Origin of the sequence: Kaistia soli DSM 19436 (assembly GCF_900129325.1) — a bacterium.
In the GTDB taxonomy this organism is placed as follows: Bacteria; Pseudomonadota; Alphaproteobacteria; order Rhizobiales; family Kaistiaceae; genus Kaistia; species Kaistia soli.
This window is the reverse complement of record NZ_FQUP01000001.1, coordinates 802,238-821,782: the sequence shown is the minus strand read 5'-3', so window position 1 is coordinate 821,782 and position 19,545 is coordinate 802,238. Positions and strand designations below refer to the sequence as shown.

At 66.2% G+C, this 19,545-nt stretch carries 19 protein-coding genes; 8 read left to right on the top strand and 11 right to left on the bottom strand.

Going from position 1 to position 19,545, the window contains the following annotated elements; all coding sequences use genetic code 11:
* Positions 1–26: 26 nt before the first annotated feature.
* Genes BUB39_RS04100 through BUB39_RS04085 form a run of 4 tightly spaced genes read right to left on the bottom strand, consistent with a single transcriptional unit; the run spans position 27 to position 3,188 of the window.
* On the bottom strand, positions 27–1,310 hold the full coding sequence (locus BUB39_RS04100; protein ID WP_139251333.1) for an ABC transporter substrate-binding protein: 1,284 nt from the start codon (positions 1,308–1,310) through the stop codon (positions 27–29).
* Positions 1,311–1,363: 53 nt separating this feature from the next.
* Positions 1,364–1,783: a hypothetical protein gene (locus tag BUB39_RS04095; RefSeq protein ID WP_073051719.1), complete on the bottom strand. Its 420-nt coding sequence runs from the start codon at positions 1,781–1,783 to the stop codon at positions 1,364–1,366.
* Entirely contained in the window at positions 1,780–2,823 is a 1,044-nt protein-coding gene (locus BUB39_RS04090) for an aldo/keto reductase (protein ID WP_073052746.1), read from the bottom strand. Before BUB39_RS04090 ends, BUB39_RS04095 begins: the two co-directional genes overlap by 4 nt.
* 11 nt (positions 2,824–2,834) lie before the next feature.
* Positions 2,835–3,188 (bottom strand): TIGR04076 family protein, encoded by a 354-nt coding sequence (locus tag BUB39_RS04085; protein ID WP_073051718.1) that lies wholly within the window; start codon positions 3,186–3,188, stop codon positions 2,835–2,837.
* A gap of 138 nt (positions 3,189–3,326) precedes the next feature.
* On the opposite strand from BUB39_RS04085, the gene BUB39_RS04080 reads away from it, so the two are divergent.
* Genes BUB39_RS04080 through BUB39_RS04055 form a run of 6 tightly spaced genes read left to right on the top strand, consistent with a single transcriptional unit; the run spans position 3,327 to position 9,119 of the window.
* Positions 3,327–4,085, top strand: coding sequence for an ABC transporter ATP-binding protein (locus BUB39_RS04080; RefSeq protein WP_073051717.1), 759 nt, complete (start codon positions 3,327–3,329; stop codon positions 4,083–4,085).
* A complete protein-coding gene (locus BUB39_RS04075; RefSeq protein WP_073051716.1) occupies positions 4,082–4,840 on the top strand; it encodes an ABC transporter ATP-binding protein in 759 nt (252 codons plus the stop codon). The genes BUB39_RS04080 and BUB39_RS04075 overlap by 4 nt, the downstream gene beginning before the upstream one ends.
* The gene (locus BUB39_RS04070; protein WP_073051715.1) at positions 4,837–5,745 is read left to right on the top strand and encodes a branched-chain amino acid ABC transporter permease; all 909 of its coding nucleotides are present in this window, start codon (positions 4,837–4,839) and stop codon (positions 5,743–5,745) included. The genes BUB39_RS04075 and BUB39_RS04070 overlap by 4 nt, the downstream gene beginning before the upstream one ends.
* Positions 5,742–6,731 (top strand): branched-chain amino acid ABC transporter permease, encoded by a 990-nt coding sequence (locus BUB39_RS04065; protein ID WP_073051714.1) that lies wholly within the window; start codon positions 5,742–5,744, stop codon positions 6,729–6,731. The genes BUB39_RS04070 and BUB39_RS04065 overlap by 4 nt, the downstream gene beginning before the upstream one ends.
* 11 nt (positions 6,732–6,742) lie before the next feature.
* Positions 6,743–7,792: a dipeptidase gene (locus BUB39_RS04060; RefSeq protein ID WP_139251332.1), complete on the top strand. Its 1,050-nt coding sequence runs from the start codon at positions 6,743–6,745 to the stop codon at positions 7,790–7,792.
* 46 nt (positions 7,793–7,838) lie between these two features.
* A complete protein-coding gene (locus BUB39_RS04055; protein ID WP_084526872.1) occupies positions 7,839–9,119 on the top strand; it encodes a transporter substrate-binding domain-containing protein in 1,281 nt (426 codons plus the stop codon).
* On the opposite strand, the gene BUB39_RS04050 is transcribed toward BUB39_RS04055, so the two are convergent.
* Genes BUB39_RS04050 through BUB39_RS04030 form a run of 5 tightly spaced genes read right to left on the bottom strand, consistent with a single transcriptional unit; the run spans position 9,094 to position 14,318 of the window.
* Entirely contained in the window at positions 9,094–9,894 is an 801-nt protein-coding gene (locus tag BUB39_RS04050) for an ABC transporter ATP-binding protein (protein WP_073051712.1), read from the bottom strand. The two genes, BUB39_RS04055 and BUB39_RS04050, sit on opposite strands and share 26 nt — an antisense overlap.
* 2 nt (positions 9,895–9,896) lie before the next feature.
* On the bottom strand, positions 9,897–10,730 hold the full coding sequence (locus BUB39_RS04045; RefSeq protein WP_073051711.1) for an ABC transporter ATP-binding protein: 834 nt from the start codon (positions 10,728–10,730) through the stop codon (positions 9,897–9,899).
* On the bottom strand, positions 10,727–11,644 hold the full coding sequence (locus tag BUB39_RS04040) for an ABC transporter permease (protein ID WP_073051710.1): 918 nt from the start codon (positions 11,642–11,644) through the stop codon (positions 10,727–10,729). The genes BUB39_RS04045 and BUB39_RS04040 overlap by 4 nt, the downstream gene beginning before the upstream one ends.
* Positions 11,644–12,714, bottom strand: coding sequence for an ABC transporter permease (locus BUB39_RS04035; protein ID WP_425292886.1), 1,071 nt, complete (start codon positions 12,712–12,714; stop codon positions 11,644–11,646). Before BUB39_RS04035 ends, BUB39_RS04040 begins: the two co-directional genes overlap by 1 nt.
* Complete coding sequence (locus BUB39_RS04030) at positions 12,711–14,318, bottom strand: ABC transporter substrate-binding protein (RefSeq protein ID WP_073051709.1); 1,608 nt, start codon at positions 14,316–14,318, stop codon at positions 12,711–12,713. Before BUB39_RS04030 ends, BUB39_RS04035 begins: the two co-directional genes overlap by 4 nt.
* A 355-nt stretch (positions 14,319–14,673) precedes the next feature.
* Between BUB39_RS04030 and BUB39_RS04025 the strand changes: the two genes are divergently transcribed.
* Positions 14,674–15,630: a fatty acid desaturase gene (locus tag BUB39_RS04025; protein ID WP_073051708.1), complete on the top strand. Its 957-nt coding sequence runs from the start codon at positions 14,674–14,676 to the stop codon at positions 15,628–15,630.
* A complete protein-coding gene (locus BUB39_RS04020) occupies positions 15,627–16,433 on the top strand; it encodes a phosphate/phosphite/phosphonate ABC transporter substrate-binding protein (RefSeq protein WP_073051707.1) in 807 nt (268 codons plus the stop codon). The genes BUB39_RS04025 and BUB39_RS04020 overlap by 4 nt, the downstream gene beginning before the upstream one ends.
* A 6-nt stretch (positions 16,434–16,439) precedes the next feature.
* Here the strand turns inward: BUB39_RS04020 and BUB39_RS04015 are convergent, their stop codons facing one another.
* Both BUB39_RS04015 and BUB39_RS04010 read right to left on the bottom strand, forming a co-directional pair.
* Entirely contained in the window at positions 16,440–16,958 is a 519-nt protein-coding gene (locus BUB39_RS04015; protein ID WP_073051706.1) for an L-2-amino-thiazoline-4-carboxylic acid hydrolase, read from the bottom strand.
* A 1-nt stretch (position 16,959) separates the two neighbouring features.
* The gene (locus tag BUB39_RS04010) at positions 16,960–19,404 is read right to left on the bottom strand and encodes a transketolase (RefSeq protein WP_073052743.1); all 2,445 of its coding nucleotides are present in this window, start codon (positions 19,402–19,404) and stop codon (positions 16,960–16,962) included.
* Positions 19,405–19,545: the final 141 nt, after the last annotated feature.

Below are 19,545 nucleotides of genomic sequence, written 5' to 3'. Positions count from 1 at the left end.
CCCGAAGGGGTTGGTCGATGGCCGCCTTACTTAGCGAGGCTCGCCTTGACCTTGTCGATATCGGCGGTCGACATGGTGCCGACCGTGGTGACCTCGCCATTCTGGATCCGCCACAGGCGGAACGGACCGGTGATGTCGCCAACCTCGTCGAAGGTCACCGGGCCGATCACGCCCTCATACTTGATCGGCTTGCCATCCTTGATGAGGGCGAGCGCCTTGGCGAACTCGTCCTTGCCGGCATGGATGACCGTACCCTTCGGATCGAGAACCTTGCGGATCGAGGTGAGGATGCCGGCGCTGTCCGCCTTGCCGGTGTCCTTGCTCGCCTCGGCGATGGCGAGGCCGACGATCGCGCCCGCGTCATAGGAGCGGTCGGCGGCAGGGCTGGCCGGGTCGAGGCCCGAGAAGGCCTTGTATTCCTTGTTGAAATAGTCGGTCGAGGCCGTCGCGTCCGTACCCGACGAGGTGCCATAGGCGTCGTTCAGATATTCGGGGCCGACATTCTTGATGAATTCGGCGCTGTTCATGCCATCATTCAAGAGGAACTTCTGCGGTCCACCCTGCGAGATCCAGGCGCGCGCGATCGTCGCGCCATCGACCGGTGTCGAGACGAGATAGAGCGCCTCGGGAGAGGAAGCGAGCGCCGCCGTCACTTCGGACTGGTAGCTCGACTGCTTCTCGTTATAGGGCGTCGTCGAGGTGATCTCGCCGCCGAGCGCCTTGTAGGCGGTCGCGAACTCGTTGACCATGTTGACGCCGAAGTCGTTGTTGACGTTGATGATCGCGATCTTCTTGATGCCCTGGTCGACCGCGAACTTCGCCGCTGCGATGCCCTGCAGCGCATCCGAGGTGATGGTGCGGAAAAAGACGCCGTTGGTCTTGCCGTCGCGGCCGAGCTTGGTAAGCGTCGGCGAGGACGAGGCCGGCGAGACCTGCGGGATCTTGGCCGGCGCGGTCACCGAGGTGAGGATCGGGATCGAGACCGACGAGATGATGCCGCCGATGATCACCGGCACCTTCTTGACCTGAACGAGCTGCGTCGCGACGTCGACCGCGACCGTGCCCTGGCTCTGTGAATCGCGCGTGTCGGTGACGATCTTGCACCCCGCCACGCCGCCGGCATCATTGAGATCGCGAAGCGCCATCTCGACCGACTTGGCGCCCGCTTGTCCATATTCGCCGGCCGGACCCGTCAGTTCCATGACGAGGCCGACGGTGACGTCGCAATCGGCGGCGCGCGCGGCGCCCGTGGCGGCCAGCGCGACGACGCTGCCCAGCAGGGCGGCGCGCAGCATGCGGATCGATGTCATTGAAAACTCTCCCTGCCGCTTATGTCGCGGGCTTTGCCCCCCGGCTTCCGAAATCAGTCCGTCTGCAGCCAGGTTTCCTGCAGATGGCGCCACACGACCCCCCGCGGCGCGCTGTCGTCCCTGAGGAACAGCGCCATCGACTGCCGCCGCGTCGTGCGTCCGTCACGATACTGTCGCTCGACATAGATGAGCAAGACAGCATCGGCGCTGACATGGACCGTCTCGACATCCTCTATGCCGATCTCGAACCGCGATGTCTGCGAGCCACGCGCACCGGCGATCCATGTCGTGATCTCCGGCAAAGCGAGCATCGTGCCGCCGGGGGTCGTCAGACGAAACTCCGGCGCGGTTGTACGTTGCCAGAGGACGAATTCGTCCTCGCTTGCGTTCCCGAGAAACCAGCGGACAAAAAAGTCATGCGAGGCCTCGATCTCGCGGATCGCGGCGGCGACGAGGGGATGCTGATCGGTCATTGGGCGTTCAGATTGTATTTCATGATCGAGCCATGGCGGCCGGTGCGGTCGCGCTCCAGCGTATAGACATCGCCCTCAGGTCCTTGCCGCCGGGCCAGCACGGCGTCGATCTCGGCGCGGTCGGCATCCGTCAGGCGAAGAGCGCCGATGGCGAGATTGCGGGGAAGATGGGCGCGGTTGCGCGCGCCGACGATCACCGCAGCGACCCCCGGACGGTCGAGCACATGCCGGCTCGCCACCGTTGCGATATCGACGTCATGCCGGGCCGCGACCCGCGCGAGCGCCGCCAGCAACTCCTGGAACAGCGCCCAGCCGCCGAAATCGTCGATGATGAGCTTGTATTTGGTGAGCGATCGGTTCTCGAGCGGTTCCGACGGTTCTGGCACGCCGAGCCAGCGCTCGCCGAGAAAGCCGCCCGCGACGGTGCCATAGCAGAGGAGATTGATGCCATGGGCGGCGGCAAACGCGACGAGCCCGTTTTCCGGCCGGTGATCGAGCACGGAGTACTGGACCTGCAGCGTGCGGAGCGGCACGCCCGCCGCCAGCATTTCCCTGACGCGCGGGATGTCGAAATTGGTGCCGCTGACGAAACGGATCTTGCCCTCGCGGCGGAGTTCATCGAGCCAGACGGCCGCCTCGATATAACGCGGCACCTCGTAATCCCACCAATGGAACTGGACGAGGTCGAGCCGTTCCATTTTGAGTCGCTTCAGCGACTGGTCGATGATCGCGGTCATGTCGGATTTGCGGATCCGATCGAGGATCGCGAGATCCGGCACGCATTTCGTGTGGACATGGATGCGATCGAGCGCTGCCCTGCCATGCGAGGCGGCATACGCCATCCGGAAGTCCCCGATCATCGCCTCGACGCCGGTATAGATGTCGGCACAGTCGAAGGTGATGATGCCCGCTTCGGCAAACGCGGTCATGTCGTCGACCGCCATCGTGCGGTCGATCGCGCCATGACCGCCGGCAAGCTGCCAGCCGCCACGGATGACGCGGGAGATCGAATAGTCGGGAGCGAGGTCGAACTGATCCATCGTCGGGTCTTTCATTCGGCCTTCGGCAGTGGCACGGCCGTGGTCGCCGCATGCGAGAAGCGGCGAAGGCCAAGGCGCGTGATGCGAAGGCGCGAGGGGCAATTGGGGTCCGGGCAAGCGATTTCGGCGTCGCTCGTCATCCAGTCATTGGGATGCGTCGGCCGCTGCTTGGCGGCGAGCAGGGGCAGCACCGAGGCAAGCGAATAGATAGAGAGGCCTTGCCCCGGGGGCAGATGCAGCATCTCGCCGTGCAGCTCGAAAAAGTCTCCGACCGCGGCGCCGCAATAGAGCCGGGCGCCCGGCGGCGCCACGACTTCGACGCGGAGGTCGTAAAGTTCGAAGTGATCGTCGGCCGCCCCGCTCATCGCTCCCCGCATCGTCTGATCGCCGGCTGGCAAGGCAGCCTGGCGATTGGGCCCTTGAGAGTTGGGCCGGGCCATGTAGAAGGGAACGCGAGGGGCCGGACCGGCCCGCCACGCTCCCGCCTCTGGTCTGGCGCACGCATGCTCGAAGTGCAATCGGTTTCCAAGTCCTTCGACGGCTTCCGCGCGGTCGACGATGTAAGCTTCGCCGTTCCCGCCGGAGCGATCGTCGGGCTCATCGGGCCGAACGGCGCCGGCAAAACCACGACTTTCAACCTGATCGCCGGCACCTTGCAGCCGACCGCCGGCGCGATCCGCCTCGGCGGCCGGGCGATCGAACATGAGCCGGCGCACCGGCGCGTCGCCGCGGGTCTCGCCCGCACCTTTCAGATTCCGAAGCCCTTTGGCGAGATGTCGGTGCTGGAAAACGTGCTCGTCGCCGCGCGGGCGCAGCCCGGCGAGCGCATGCTCGCGAACCTCTTCGCGCGCGCTTCGGTGCGTCGGCAGGAACAGGCCAACATCGCGCGGGCCCGCGAGATCGTCGCCTTCGTCGATCTCGCCAAGGTCGAGCGGCTGCCGGCCAAGGCGCTGTCCGGCGGGCAGCGCAAGCTGCTGGAACTCGCCCGCGTGCTGATGGCCGAGCCGAGGCTGATCCTGCTCGACGAGCCGGCGGCCGGCGTCAATCCGGCGCTGCTGGAAATCATCATGGCGCGGATCGAAGCTATCAACCGCACCGGCATCACCTTCCTGATCATCGAGCACAATATGGATCTCGTCGCGCGCCTCTGCGGCGAGGTGATCGTGATGGCCGAGGGGCGCGTGCTCGGCCGTGGCGCGCCTGAGGTCATGGCGCGCGATCCCCGCGTCGTCGACGCCTATCTCGGCGGGGCTGTGGCATGACAGGGGTTCCTGCCCTCGTCGCGCACGGGATCGAGGCCGGCTATGAGCCGGGCCTGCCGATCGTCAAGGGCGCCAGCGTCACCGTCGGCCGCGGCGAGATCGTCGTGCTGCTCGGTCCGAACGGGGCCGGAAAGTCGACCCTGATGAAAGCGATCGCCGGTCTCGTCCCGATCGCGCGCGGCACCGTGACGCTCGCCGGTGCCGAGATCACGCAGACGGCCGCGCACAGGATGGTGCGCCTCGGCCTCGCCTTCGTGCCGCAGACCGAGAATGTGTTCACCACCATGAGCGTCGAGGAAAATCTCGTCCTCGCGGGCCATGTCGCGCCAGCGTCCGTCCGCGCCGCGCGCCTCGCCGCGATGTTGGAGCTTTTCCCGGACCTTGCCCGCCAGCGCGGGCTCGCCGCCGGACGCCTTTCCGGTGGGCAGCGCCAGATGCTGGCCGTCGCCCGCGCGCTGATGATCGAGCCGCACGTGCTGATGCTCGACGAGCCCTCGGCCGGGCTTTCGCCGAAATTGGTCCGCGACGTCTTCGCCAAGCTGGTGGAAATCCGCGCCAGTGGCGTCACGATCCTGATGGTCGAGCAGAACGCCCGCGCTGCGCTCGCGATCGCCGACCGCGCCTATATCCTGGCCGATGGCCGCAACCGCCATGAAGGTTCCGCGGCGGCGCTCGCGGCCGATCCCGATATCGCCGAGCATTATCTCGGCCTTGGCGGCGCCGATGCCAGCGTAGTGGGGAGGAGCGCGCCATGAGCCTGCAATTCCTCGCCGATGGTCTCTTTGCCGGCGCGCTGATCGGGCTCGGCGCCGTCGGGCTGACGCTGACCTACTCGATCCTGCGCTTCTCGAACTTCACGCATGGCGACTTCATCTCTTGGGGGGCCTATCTGGCGCTCGGCACCGTCGGTGCGCTGACCGGCTGGATTGGCCCGGCGGCGCGTTTCATGCCGTTTTCGTTCGGCTGGCCGCTCATCGTTGGCGGGCTCCTCGCCATGGCGCTGACCGGGCTGCTGGCACTCCTCCTCGACGCGGCCCTGTTCAAGCCGTTGCGGCGGACGGGCCATGGCATCGTCATGGTCATCGCGAGCTTCGGCGCGTCGCTGGCGCTGCGGGCGATGCTGGAGTTCCTGTTCACCTCCGAGCCGGCCTATTTCAGCCGCGCCATCCAGATCGCCATCCCGGTCGGCCTTGGCATCCGCGTGACGCCGGATCAGGCGGCGATGATGGGCCTCGCCCTCGTCGTCGTCATCGCGATGCATCTTCTGCTGACGCGCACCCATATCGGCCGTTCGATGCGGGCGGTGAGCGAGAATCCGGCGCTCGCCCGCGTCGTCGGCATCGACGTCGCCGCCGTCATCCGCGCCACCTGGCTGATCGGCGGGGCGCTCGCCTGTGTCTCGGGCATCATGCTGGGCCTCACGGTGCAGATCAGGCCGCAGATGGGATTCGACCTGCTGCTGCCGCTCTTTGCCGCCGCGATTCTCGGCGGCATCGGCAGCGTCTGGGGCGCCATCATCGGCGGCCTCATCGTCGGCGTCGCCGAGGCGGGCGCCGTGCAGCTGATCGGCTCGGAATATCGCTCCGCCGTTGCCTTCGTGCTGCTCATCGCGATGCTGCTGGTGCGCCCGCGTGGCCTCTTCGGAGTTCGCGAGGGATGATCGATCTTCTCGGCTATGGCGCCTTCTTTCTCGTCAACGCGCTCATCTTCGGCGTGCTCTGCCTTGGCCTCAATGTGCAATGGGGCCAGACGGGCCTGTTCAATGTCGGCGTCGCCGGCTTCGCGGCGATCGGTGCCTATGTCTCCGCCATCCTGACGACGCCCGATGCCGCCGACCGGATCGGCGGCTTCGGCTGGCCGATCCTTGCCGGATGGCTCGCCGCGATGCTGGTCGCCGGCGCAGCGGCCGCGCTGGTTGGGCTCGCGACGCTGCGTCTTCGTGCCGACTACCTCGCGATGACGACGTTCGGGATCGCGGTCACGATCCAGGTCATCGCGTTGAACGCGACGGCGCTGACCGGCGGCCCGTTTGGCATCGCCTTCATCCCGCGGCCGTTTTCGAGCCTTGCCGAGACGCCGATCGCCTTCAACGCCGCCAATCTGGCGCTGACCGGCTTCGTGGTGCTCGGCCTCTTCCTGATCCTCGAAACGCTGACCCGCAGCCCCTGGGGGCGCGTGCTGCGCGCCATCCGCGAGGACGAGGCCGCTGCGGCATCGCTCGGCAAGAACGTCAATTTCCACCGCCTGCAGGCCTTCGCGCTCGGCGGCGCCATCATGGGCCTTGCCGGGGCCATGCAGGCGCATTTCATTGGTTTCATCGCGCCGGACAACTATCTGTCGATCCTGACCTTCCAGGTCTGGGCGATGCTGATCGTCGGCGGCTCCGGCAATAATCGCGGCGCACTCATCGGCGCCGTGATCGTCTGGGCATTGTGGAGTCTGTCGAGCCTCGCGGTCGGAACATTCGTCGCGCCGGCCTTCCAGGCGCGCGCTGCCGCCTTGCAGATCGTTGCGATCGGCGTGGCGCTGGCTGCTATCCTGCTGGTTCGTCCGCGCGGCCTTGTCGGCGAGCGGGCGACCGTCTCGCGCGATGTCGAGGCCCTCGCCGGCGAAAGCACGTCCCCGCACGAGCCCGTCCGCGATTGAAAGAGAGAGACATGACGCTTCTGCCGATCTTCGACGGCCATAATGACGTGCTGCTGCGGCTCGTGCGGCGCGAGGGCGCGGCCCGCGCGTTCCTCGATGGCACCGAGGATGGCCAGCTCGATCTGCCGCGCGCGCGGGCCGGCGGCATGGTCGGCGGTCTCTTCGCGGTCTTCTCCCCGCCTGCCCGCGGGTTTGCCTATGCCGACCAGATGATGGGCGCGTCCTATGACGTGCCGCTGCCCGGCATGCTGCCGATGAACGAGGCCCGGGAGGCGACGCTCGCGATGATCGCGCTGCTCTTGCGTATCGAGCGGGAATCGGCCGGCGAGGTCGCGATCTGCCGTGATACCTCCGAGATCCGAGCGGCAATCGCGCGCGGCGCGCTGGCGACCGTGCTGCATATAGAGGGCGCCGAAGCGATCGATCCGGAACTTGAGATGCTCTATGTGCTCCACGCCGCCGGCCTCCGCTCGATCGGCCCGGTCTGGAGCCGTCCGACGGTGTTCGGGCACGGCGTTCCGTTCCGTTTCCCCGGCTCGCCCGACACCGGCCCCGGCCTCACTGAGGCAGGCGAACGCCTCGTCGCGGCCTGCAATGCGCTGCGGATCCTCATCGATCTGTCGCATCTGAACGAGGCCGGCTTCTGGGACGTCGCACGCCTCTCCAAGGCGCCGCTGGTCGCGACCCATTCGAATGCCCACGCCATCACGCCTTCGGCCCGCAACCTGACCGACCGCCAGCTCGCCGCCATCCGCGACAGCGACGGCATGGTCGGCCTCAATTTCGCGACCTGCTTCCTGCGGCCGGACGGACGCATGCGCACCGACACTGGTCTCGACACGATGCTGCGCCATCTCGACTATCTCATCGAACGGGTCGGCGAGGACCGAGTCGGCTTCGGCTCGGATTTCGACGGGGCGCTGATCCCTGCCGAGATCGGCACCGCCGCCGGCCTGCCCAGCCTCGTCGGAGCCATGCGGGCTCACGGCTATGACGAGGCGCTGCTCGCTAAGCTCGGCAGCGAAAACTGGCTGAGCCTGCTGGAACGAACCATCGGCTGATGCGATGTCGCGGTGGTGGCCCGATTTTGAGAGGATGAGCAGGGAAATGAATTTCGTCCGGCGACTGGCATGCGTTGCCGCACTCCTGGGCTTCGTCCTCGCCTGCGCGGTCGCGTCCGGATCAAGCGAGGCTCAGGAGCCGGCTCCCGCGAAGCCCCCGGCGGCAGCGGCAAAGCCGCTGACCGCCGATCCGCAGCCTGTCACGCCCCCGTTGGTGGCACCGCCGGCGACAGAACCCGTCCAAGAGGCCGTTCCCGAGCCGGCCGTCCCCGCCGATGAGGCGCAGGCCGGGGTGGGCGACGGCGAGGAAGCCGTCGCGGGTCCGCAGCGGCCGATCCGGGTCGGCGTTCATCTGAGCGCGCCCTTCGTGATGAAGCGCGGCGGCAAATACACCGGCATGGCGATCGACCTGTGGGAGAGCCTTGCCGCGGATTTGAAGCGGACATTCACCTATCAGGAATTCCCGACCGTCGGCGCCGTCATCAAGGCCGCCCATGATGGCCAGATCGACATTGCGGTTTCCAATATCACCGTCAACGAGAGCCGGGCGCGGCGGATCGACTTCACCCAGCCATGGTTCGATGCCGGGCTTCGGATCATGATCAATGAGCGAAGCCATGCCAGCGTCTTGGACGTGATCGGTGAACTGCGCGATGCCGGTTTTCTCACCACCTATGCACGGATCGGACTGGTCCTCCTGCTGGCGACAGCGCTGATGACATTGTTCGATCGCCATTTCGACAGCGCCTTTCCAAAGCGCTGGCGGGATGGCTTCGCGGACAGCTTCTATACGGTGATGCAGATCGCGACGACCGGCAAGCCGGCGGCGCGCAAGAACCTGTTCGGCTGGATCGGCCGTATATGGCAGGGCATCTGGCTGATGGCTGGCGTCGCCGTCATCGCCTATGTCACCTCGTCGGTGACGACCGTCATGGCGACGCTCTCGGCCGCCAACAATATCCACAACATCGACGACCTCGAAGGCCGCACGATCGGCGTGCTCAAGGACACCGTCTCCAACGATTTCGTCCGCGAGCAGGGCATGCGCAATGTGACTTTCCTTACGCTTGAGGAGGCGGTCGCGGCGCTGGAGGCCGAGGATATCGACGCCATCATCGAGGATGGCCCGGTGCTGCAATATTATATCCATAGCCATCCGCGCGCCGATGTGCGGCTGGTCGGCCCGCGCTTCGAGCCCAGCAAATATGCCTTTGGTACGCCGCAGAACAGCATCTTGCGCCGCCCGGTGACCATCGAATTGCTGTCCTCCGAGGAGCATGACGAGATCGACAAATTGCGCGTCAAGTATTTCGGAGAGGAGCAGTAGGGGGAGCGGTCGGACCCACGCGCGTGAACCCCCCGCTGGCCGCGAGCATCGCCCGCGTGTAGTCGGTCTTGACCGAGCCGTCGCGGAGCGCCCCGGCCGTCGTCTCCTCGATCATGCGGCCCTGGCGCAGTACGATCAGCCGCTCGCAGAGATGCGCCACCACGGCAAGGTCGTGGCTGACCAGGATATAGGCGAGGCCAAAGGCGCGGCGGAGATCCTCCAGCAGATTGAGGATCTCGGCTTGTACGGAGGCATCGAGCGCTGAGGTGGGTTCGTCCAGCAGCACGACCTTCGGACGGAGGATCAGGGCACGCGCGATCGCGATGCGCTGGCGCTGCCCGCCGGAGAGCTGATGCGGATAGCGAAAGCGGTAGGACGGCCCGAGCCCGACTTCCCTGAGCGCCGCCACGATGCGCGTCTCGGCGTGGGGAATGCGATGGATCGCGAGCGGTTCGGCAAGGATCTGGTCGACCGTGTGGCGCGGATGCAGCGAGGCATAGGGGTCCTGGAACACCATCTGCACGGCGGTGAAGAAATTCATCCGCCTTGGTGTCGGAACCGCCACGCCGCCGAGCTTCAAGCTGCCGCCCGAGAGCGGCGCGAGGCCAGTCAAGGCACGCAGCACCGTCGATTTGCCTGACCCGCTCTCGCCGACGAGGCCGAGGGATTCACCGGGCGCCAGCGTAAACGAAACATCGTCGAGCGCCGCGACCGTGAGCCGGCCGACGCCAAACCGCACGGAGAGATTTCTGGCCTCAATCAGCGGCGTCGCCATGGTCAGCGCGCCCAGGCTGGATCGCGGGTGAGAACCGGGAGCGGGTGGCTGTCGCCGGCCAGCTTCGGCAGGCAGCCGATCAACCCGCGCGTATAGGGATGACGCGCCTGATCCAGCGCCCCTGAGGCGAGCTCCTCCACGATCTTGCCGGCATACATCACCAGCACGCGGTCGCAGAACGAGGCCACCATTTCGAGATCATGGCTGATCAGGATGAGGCCCATGCCGCGCTCGGCGACGAGTTGGTCGAGGATGCGGAGCACCTCGCCGCGCACTGTGACGTCGAGCGCCGAGGTCGGCTCGTCGGCAATGAGCAGTTCCGGGCCGGTGATCAGCATCATCGCGATCATCACCCTTTGGCCCATGCCGCCGGAAAGCTCATGCGGATAGAGCGCCATGACGCGGTCTGGCGCGGTGATGCGGACTTCGTCCAGCATGGCGAGCGCCGCCCGCCTGGCGTCGCGGCCCGAGACGCGCTTGTGCGCGCGGTAGGATTCGATGATCTGCTGCCCGACGGTCATCACCGGATTGAGCGAATAGCGCGGATCCTGCATCACCATGGTCATGCGGCTGCCACGCAGGCTGCGTCGCAATCGTTCCGGTGCGGCCATGAGATCAATGCCGTCAAAGGCGAGGCGCTTGGCCGTGACCTCGCCGGGTCTCGCTGTCAGCCCCAGAATCGCGCGGCCGGTCTGCGACTTGCCGGAGCCACTCTCCCCGACGATGCCGAGCCGTTCGCGACCGAGCGTGAAGGAAATACCCCGCACCGCTTCGATGGTGCCCTCAGTGAGAGGGAAGCGGACATGGAGATCCTCGACCTCGAGCAGCGGGGTCATCGCGACGCCTTCGGGTCGAGCGCATCGCGGAGGCCGTCGCCCAGCAGGTTGAAGCCAAGGCTGACGACGAAGATGGCGATGCCAGGCACGGCGGCAACCCACCACTGGTCCATCAGGAAACGCCGCCCCTGCGCGATCATGGTGCCCCATTCCGGCGTCGGCGGCTGCGCCCCGAGCCCGAGAAAGCCGAGCCCGGCGGCGGTCAGGATGATGCCGGCCATGTCGAGAGTGACTCGGACGGTCACCGAGGAAAGACAAAGTGGCACGATGTGCTTCAGCAGGATGCGGAGCGACGAACCACCCTGCAGGCGCACGGCATGGATGAAGTCGCTGTTGCGGATCGTCAGCGTCTCAGCGCGGGCAAGGCGGGCATAAGGCGGCCACGCCGTGATGGCGATGGCGATGATTGCATTCTCGATGCCGGGACCGAGCGCCGCCACGAAGGCGAGCGCGAGGACAAGCCGCGGGAAGGCCAGGAAGATGTCGGTGATGCGCATCAGAACGCGGTCGAGCCAGCCACCGAAATAGCCTGATACCGTGCCGATCGCGAGACCGATCGGCGTCGCGATGATCGAGACGAGGATGACGACGGCGAGCGTCAGGCGCGAGCCATAGAGAAGGCGCGAATAGATGTCACGCGCCTGATCATCGGTCCCCAGCCAGAAAACAGGCCCAGGCGGCAGCAATCGCTCGGTCCTCAAATCGCCGCTCGCGATCGGCGAATGGGTGGCGAGCAGCGGCGCGAACGCCGCGACGAAGACCAGCAGTCCGACGATCACCAGGCCGGCCATGGCGGTCGGGTTGCGCGCGAGACGGCGGAAGCTCTGATAGGCATGGCCGACCCGGGCCTGCGTCCGCGACTGTGGCTCTGCGGTCGTCAGCCAGGCGGTGAGCGGGGAGGGGCCCGCCGCCATCAGCGCGTCCTCGGATCGAGCAGGCGGTAGAGCAGGTCCGACACGAGGTTCAGCGTCACGAAGGCGGCGCCGACCACCAGCGTGCCGCCGAGCACGGCGTTCATGTCGGCATTCTGCAGCGACGAGGTGATGTAGGAGCCGATGCCGGGCCACGAGAATACCGTCTCGGTCAGCACGGAGCCTTCGAGCAGCGTCGCATAGGAGAGCACCACCACGGTCAGAAGCGGCACCGCGGCGTTGCGGAGCGCATGACGCCAGATCACGCGTGCCTCCGAGAGGCCCTTGATCCTGGCGGTGACGACATATTCCTGCGCCAGCTCGTTGAGGAGCAAAGCGCGCGTCATGCGGCTGATATAGGCGAGCGAAAAATAGCCTAGAAGCGCCGCCGGCAGGACGATGTGGCTGATCGCGTTCCAGAACACGTCCAACTGGCCCTGCATCAGGCTGTCGACAAGCAGCAAGCCGGTGACCGGCGTCACCAGATAGTCATAGGCGATGTCGAGCCGGCCGGGGCCGGCAACCCAATCGAGCTTGGCATAGAACAGCAGCAGCGCCATCAGCCCGAGCCAGAAAATCGGGACCGAATAGCCGACGAGCCCGACGATGCGGACGATCTGGTCGAGCACGCTGCCGGAGCGGACGGCCGCGAAGACGCCAAGCGGCACTCCAATCAGCGTGCCGATCAGCGTACCGAGGGTCGCGAGTTCGATGGTCGCCGGGAAATAGGTCCGGATATCCTCGATCACCGGATTGGTGGTCAGCACCGAACGCCCGAAGTCGCCCGTCACAGCCTTGACCAGATAGACGCGAAACTGCTCGATCAACGGCAGGTCCAGCCCCATCTCGGCCCGGACGCGCTGATAGGTTGCGGCCGATGCCCGGTCTCCGACCACGGCCAGTACAGGATCGATCGGCACGACGCGGCCGATGACGAAGGTGACGACGACGAGCCCGAAGAGCGTGATCGCCAGCGTCAGGAGGAAGCCGGCCACGCCGCCGGCAAAGCCGAGAGCGGCGCGCCCGCGTCGCTCCGGCAGTGCTTCGACAGTCAGGCCCGGATCGAGGCTCAATCCTTGCTCGTGCTCGTGGCGAGGTTGTTGTCGAAGGAGGGCCCCATGATGAAGCCCTTGACGTTCGACCTGAGCGCCGCGCTCTCCGTCTTCTGGAACATGATGACGAAGGGCCCGTCGGCCATCACGTCGCGCTGCAGCTTTTCATAGATCGCGGCGCGCTTGGCCGGATCGCGCTCGAGGATCGCCGCCTCGACCTCGGGCCCGAGGACAGGCGTCGGCCAGGCATTGCGCCAGGCCAGCGTCTTCGACGAGGCGTCGTCCTTGTTGTCGGGGTTGGAAGCGAAGGTCTGCGCGTTGGAGTGCGGATCCTGATAGTCGGAGCCCCAATCGCCGATATAGATGTCATGCGCACGGGCGCGGTACTTGGTCAGCGTCTGCTTGCCGTCGCCCGGGATGATCTCGACCTTGACACCGGCCTTGGCGAAGCTCGACTGGATCGCCTCGGCGACGCCGGTGATCGGCTGTGTCGAGCGCACATCCATCGTGACGGCGAAGCCGTCCGGCAGCCCGGCCTTGGCGAGCAGTGCCTTCGCCTTGTCGACATCGAGCGAAAAGGGCGTGTCGTTCACGGCGCCGAGGAAACCCTTCGGCAGGAAGGCCTGATGCACCGTCGCCTGATCCTTCATGATCGTGTCGGTGATCGCGGCGTAGTCGACGAGATATTTGAGCGCTTCGCGCACCTCGGGCTTGGCGAGGTTCGGGTTCTTCTGGTTGAGGCCGAGATAATAGAGCGTCCCCTTCGGCGCCCGCTGGATCTTGATGTCCGGATTGCCGGAAAGCGCCGTGATCTGTTCGGGCCCGAGATTGCGCGCGATGTCGACATCGCCTTTTTCGAGCAGGATGCGCTGCGTCGCGGTCTCCGGGATATGGCGGTAGATGACGCGGGAGAGCGGCGTCGGCGTGCCTGAGAAGTTCGGGTTTCGCTCCAGCACCACCACTTCGTTGGCGCGCCAATCGCGGATCGTGAACGGTCCTGACCCGGCATAATGGGTCTTCAGCCAGCCATTGCCGAGATCCGCGTCGGCTTCATGGTCCAGCACCAGCTTCTTGTCGACCACCGAGGCGACCGACGATGTCAGCGCGTAGAGCGCGAAGCTCGGCGCATAGGGGCGGTCCATCGTGAAGTCGAGCGTGTAGTCGCCGGTCGCCTTGATGGCGTCCTTCACATTGTCCTTGGTGATGCCGAACTGCGTGATGATGAAGGCCGGCGACTTGTCGAGCAGCACTGCGCGCTGCAGCGAGAATTCGACATCTGCGGCCGTGATCGGATTGCCCGAGGCGAATTTTCGCCCTTCGCGGATCTTGAAGCTGATCGTCTTGCCGTCGTCCGACACGGTCCAGCTCTCGGCGACCACGCCGAACATCTTGGAGACGTCGTCGAGGTCGTAGCCGATCAGCCGCTCATAGGTGTTTCCGGCGATCTCGGTGGTCGAGAATTCGAACAGCTCGGCCGGATCGAGCGAAATGATGTCGTCGATCTGCCAGGCCTGGACCAGCGTATCCTTCGGCGTCGCCGCGAGCGCCGGACCTGCGACGGGTCCGATGAGGCCGACCGCAAGCAGCGTGGCCGTGAGCCCGGCGCGAAGTGCTCTGAATCTCATGATCGATCCCCATTCGAAGGCAGCAAAGACAAGTGTGCCTCCGTGCCGCCCCGCCGTCTATGCGCAAGATGCATGAGTCGGCCAACGCCGGATGCTTCCGGAGGGCAGTGCGCCGCATCGCCCCAACCGCATTTTTCGCGGTGCGTCCAGGAGACGGAACGGCGTTCTCTTTGGCACGAAAGAAAAGAAACTCGCGCTGTTACGCCTGCGCAGCCGCCTTGCTAACGTCACTGTAGTCAAGCGTGCCGCAGCAGCGCGGCAAAGGCGAAGAATATCAGATGAGGTGAAGTCGAGCCGAATTTTGTCTTCGCTCAACGCGCGCGTCGTTTCCCTTTCCTAATCAAAGTCTGATGACATGACCGACATTACGTCCGGTGCCGTGGTGCCGCGCGCCCGCCTGCGCGCCGCCGTCGAATGGCCGACCCTGACCCTCGTCGTCGGTGTCTATCTGGCCTTCGCTGCGCTCACCGCCTGCCACCGGAGCTTGCCAACAGCGTTGGTCGTCGTCGCCGGAGCGGTGTTGATCGCGCTTCACTCCTCGCTGCAGCACGAATTGATCCACGGCCATCCGACCCGCTTGCGGCGGCTCAACCGGGCGCTGGCCCTGCCGCCGCTGTCGCTCTGGCTGCCCTTCGACAGCTATCGCATCGCCCATCTCGTGCATCATCGCGACGATCGGTTGACTGATCCGCTCGACGATCCGGAATCCTATTATTGGACGGATGAGGACTGGCGCAGGCTTTCGGCCGTTGGCCGCTTTCTGGTCCGGGCGCAGGGAACCTTGCTGGGGCGCATGCTGATCGGCCCGTTCTGGAACGTCGCGCGCTTCCTGGCTGTCGAAGCCAAGGCGATCCGCGCCGGTAACGGTCCGAGCCGGCGTATCTGGGCCAGACATCTCATGCATCTGGTGCCGCTCGTGCTTTGGCTGGTCTTCGTGGCGCGGATGGATATGCTCTTCTACATCTTCGGCATCGTCTATCCGGGCACTGCGATCCTGTTGATCCGGTCATTCGCCGAGCACAAGGCGGAGCATGCCGTGATCCAGCGCACCGCGATCGTCGAGCGCTCCTATCTGCTCGGACCGCTTTTCCTGTTCAACAATCTGCATGCCGCGCACCATGCGAAGCCGACGCTGCCCTGGTATCGGATTCCCGCCTGGTACCGTGCGCATCGCGCGCAGCTCGTCGGCGCCAATGGCGGTCTCGTCTATCGCAGTTATCTCGATGTCGCGCGGCGCTATCTGCTGAAGCCGCATGACGCGCCGGCCCATCCGCTGGGCCGGGCACCATTGGGCGACGGGTCGCCGCCATGACGCTGCGGCCGGCTTCGCTGCCGATGTATGGGATCGATCCCGTCGCGGTCGCGGCTTTCTGGCGAGGCCTTGCCGCGGCTTTGCGCGCGGAGGGCTTCGATGACGTGCCCGATGCGCCCGCCTGGCCGGATGATCTCGCCGCGCATTGGCGCGATCCGGATCTGCTGCTGAGCCAGACCTGCGGCTATCCCCTCGTCGAAGGGCTCGACAGCGCTGTGACCGTTGTCGGCGCCTTTCGCTTCGATGCACCGGGTGCTTCGGGAACGGATTATGCGAGCGTTCTCATCGTGCGCGACGACGATTCGGCCAATACGCTCGCTGACCTCCGCGGTCGCACCGTTGCCTACAACGCTGCCGATTCCCAGTCCGGCTACAATGCGCTGCGCGCGCTCGTTGCACCGCTCGCCGTGAATGGAAGTTTCTTCAGGTGCGCGGTTGAGACCGGCGCGCATCGCCGTTCCGTCGATCATGTGCGTGCCGGAAAGGCCGATCTCGCGGCGATCGATAGCATCAGCTTCGCGCTCATCGCCCGTCATGATCCTGCCGCCGTGTCGGGCCTGAGGATCATCGGCCGCACCGCCCCGGCGCCGGGCCTGCCGCTGATCACAGCCGGGCGGAGTACGCCGGATGAGGTTCGCTCCCTCCGCGGCGCGCTGGCGAAAACAGTCATCGATCCCCGCCTTGCGAAAGAGTGCGCAGCGCTGCTGATTACAGGCTTCGAGCCGCTCGGCCGCGAGGCCTATGACCCGATCGCCGCCAGCCGGCGCTTTGCCATCGAGAGCGGCTATCCTGAGCTCGCCTGATGGGCGTCAGACTTTCGCGTCCGGTTTGATGCGGTAGCGGAAGTCGCAGCGTTTCGCGCCCGACATGATGGTCGTCGTGCGCGTCATGGTGATGCGCGGGTCATAGCCCTCGCAGAACGTTCCGTCGCGCTGGCAGGAGAGGATGTCGCCAATCTCGCCAAGCCCCATCGCGTGATACATCTCGGCATAGCGGCAGCGCGTCACGTCATAGTCGAAGCGGTCCTTCGTCTCGGCGAGCACCTCGAAGCGGAGCGCGTCGTCCTGCCGCCATTTCGGCTGTAGTGCGGCGAAGGTCGAAAGGTCGGTCGGGCCCTTTTCCGCCGCCGCGAGGCGCCGGCCGCTCTCGATCGCCGCCCTGGTGATCGCGGCCTTCAGCGCCGCGCGCGCTGCTTCCTTGCCGAAGCGGCCGACCATCTCCTCATAGATCGGCTTGATGATCTCCGCCTCGATCTTGCGCCGCGCGAGGATGCCGAGACCGTTGACTGCGGTCTCGACCGTGGCGGCGGGGTCTTCATCCTCAGCCATGTCAGGACGCCGGCTTCAGGTGGCGGACCGGATGGAACGGCGCCAGCGCGGACGCCGCCCGGGCGATCGCCGCGGCGTCGATGCCGTGATGGCGATAGAGATCTGCGATCGTGCCGGTCTGGCCGAAATGCTCGACGCCGAGCGAGCGCGTGCGGTGGCCTGCGACCGCGCCGAGCCAGCCAAGCGTCGCCGGATGCCCGTCGATGACCGTGACGAGGCCGCAATGGGCGGGGAGCTTCTCGAACAGCCGTTCGACATGCGAGCGGGCATGGACGAGGCCGCGCTCGCGCGCCCGCCCCGCCGCCGTCCAGCCGGCATTGAGCCGGTCGGCCGAGGTTACGGCGAGAAGGCCGATATCGCGCCGATCCTCGGCGAGCAGGCCGGTCGCCGCGATGGCTTCCGGCGCCACCGCGCCCTGATAGGCGATGACGAGTTCGGGATTGGGCCCTGGCTCGCGCAGCCAGTAGGCGCCGTCGACGATGGCGCGCGACAGCGCGGGCGTCATCGCGCGTTGCGGCTGCTCGAGCGGCCGTGTCGAAAGGCGGAGATAGAGCGAGCCGCCCGTCTCATCGCGCAGCCAGCTCTGCTCGTCGGGCAGCACAGTGCGCTCGTCGCCCGCGCTGTCGTCCTTGGAGCGCTGGATATAGTCGAAGCCGAAGGCAAGGATCGCCGCCAGCTCGTCGACGAAGGCCGGCTCGAAGGCGGCGAGTCCATCCTGCGCCATGCCGATCAGCGGCGTGCCGATCGATTGATGCGCGCCGCCCTCTGGCGCCAGCGTCACGCCTGAAGGCGTCGCGACGAGGATGAAGCGCGCATCCTGGTAGCAGGCATAGTTGAGAGCGTCGGCGCCGCGATAGATGAACGGGTCATAGAGCGTGCCGATCGGCAGCAGCCGTTCGCCATTGATAGCGTGGCTCAGGCCGAGCGCTGACAACATCAGAAAGAGGTTCATCTCGGCGATGCCGAGTTCGAGATGCTGGCCGTCCGGCGAGAAGTCCCAGTTAAAGGTCGAGGGAATGCGCTCGGCTTTGAAGAGGTCGGCCATGCTTTCGCGGGCGAACAGCCCGCGCCGGTTGACCCAGGGGCCGAGATTGGTCGAGACCGTGACATCGGGGGCCGTCGTCACGATCCGCCGCGCGAAATCATCATCGCCGCGCGCTACCTCATTCAGGATCTGGCCGAACCCGGCCTGCGTCGAAAGCAGCTTGCCGGCTGCCGGCGGGACGGGCAGCGTTGCGGGCACCGTGACGACCGGCGCCAGCGCCTTCTTGCCACGTTGAGCGAACGGCGCGTCGGCGAGGAAGCGCTCCAGTTCGGCCTCCGGCGCCCTGAGCCCCTCGAAGCGGTCCCATTCATGCCCAGGCCGCACATGGAGGCTTTCGCGCAACGTCTCGATCTGCGTCGGCGTCATCAGGCCGGCGTGATTGTCCTTGTGGCCGGCGAGCGGCAGGCCGAAGCCCTTGATCGTATAGGCGATGAAGCAGGTCGGCCGCTCATGTGTCCGCGCCTTGGCAAAAGCCTCGGTCAGGGTCGGCAGGTCATGGCCGCCGAGATTGGTCATGAGACGGGCGAGTTCCGCATCGTCGCGTCGCTCGATCAGCGCCGTGACAGCGCCCTGATCGCCGATCTCGTCGGTGAGGCGCTTCCGCCACGCAGCGCCGCCCTGGAAGCAGAGCGCGGAATAAAGCTGGTTCGGGCAGGTGTCGATCCAGTGGCGCAGCGCCTCGCCGCCCGGCTCGGCAAAGGCCGCTTGCAGCAGCACGCCATATTTGAGGATGACGACGTCCCAGCCGAAATTGGCGAAGATCGCCTCGAAGCGCTGCCAGAGGCCCTCGCGGACCACCGCATCGAGGCTTTGCCGGTTGTAGTCGACGACCCACCAGCAATTGCGGAGGCCATGTTTCCAGCCCTCGAGCAGGGCCTCGAAGATGTTGCCCTCGTCCATCTCGGCGTCGCCGACCAGCGCCACCATGCGGCCGGGTTTGCCGCCAGACGTCCAGCCCTTGGCGCGGACATAGTCCTGCACCAGCGCCGAGAACAATGTCTGTGCAGCGCCGAGGCCGACCGATCCGGTCGAGAAGTCGACGTCGTCGGTGTCCTTTGTGCGCGAGGGATAGCTCTGCGCGCCGCGAAAGGCGCGGAAGTTCTGCAGTTTTTCGAGGCTCTGCCGGCCGGAGAGATACTGGATCGCGTGGAAGATCGGACTGGCATGAGGCTTGACCGCGACGCGGTCCTCCGGCTGCAGCGCGTCGAAATAGAGCGCCGTCATGATCGTCGCGAGCGAGGCGGACGATGCCTGGTGGCCGCCGACCTTGATGCCCTCGTCATTGTCGCGCAGGTGGTTGGCGTTGTGGATCATCCAGGCCGCCAGCCAGAGCACCTTGCGCTCCAGCTCGGCCAGGATCGCGGCGGATGGTATCGCATCCGTCGAAGTCGCATCCGGCATCGGCATCCTCCCTCGTCCGGCCAGGCACAGCCGGCATGAGAGACTAGCGCCGAAGGCGGCGCGCGTCGACGAAGGATGACGACGGTCGCGCCGGCGTGATAAGGCCCTTGCCGCCTCGATGAGCGTGAAGGGAACAAGCGC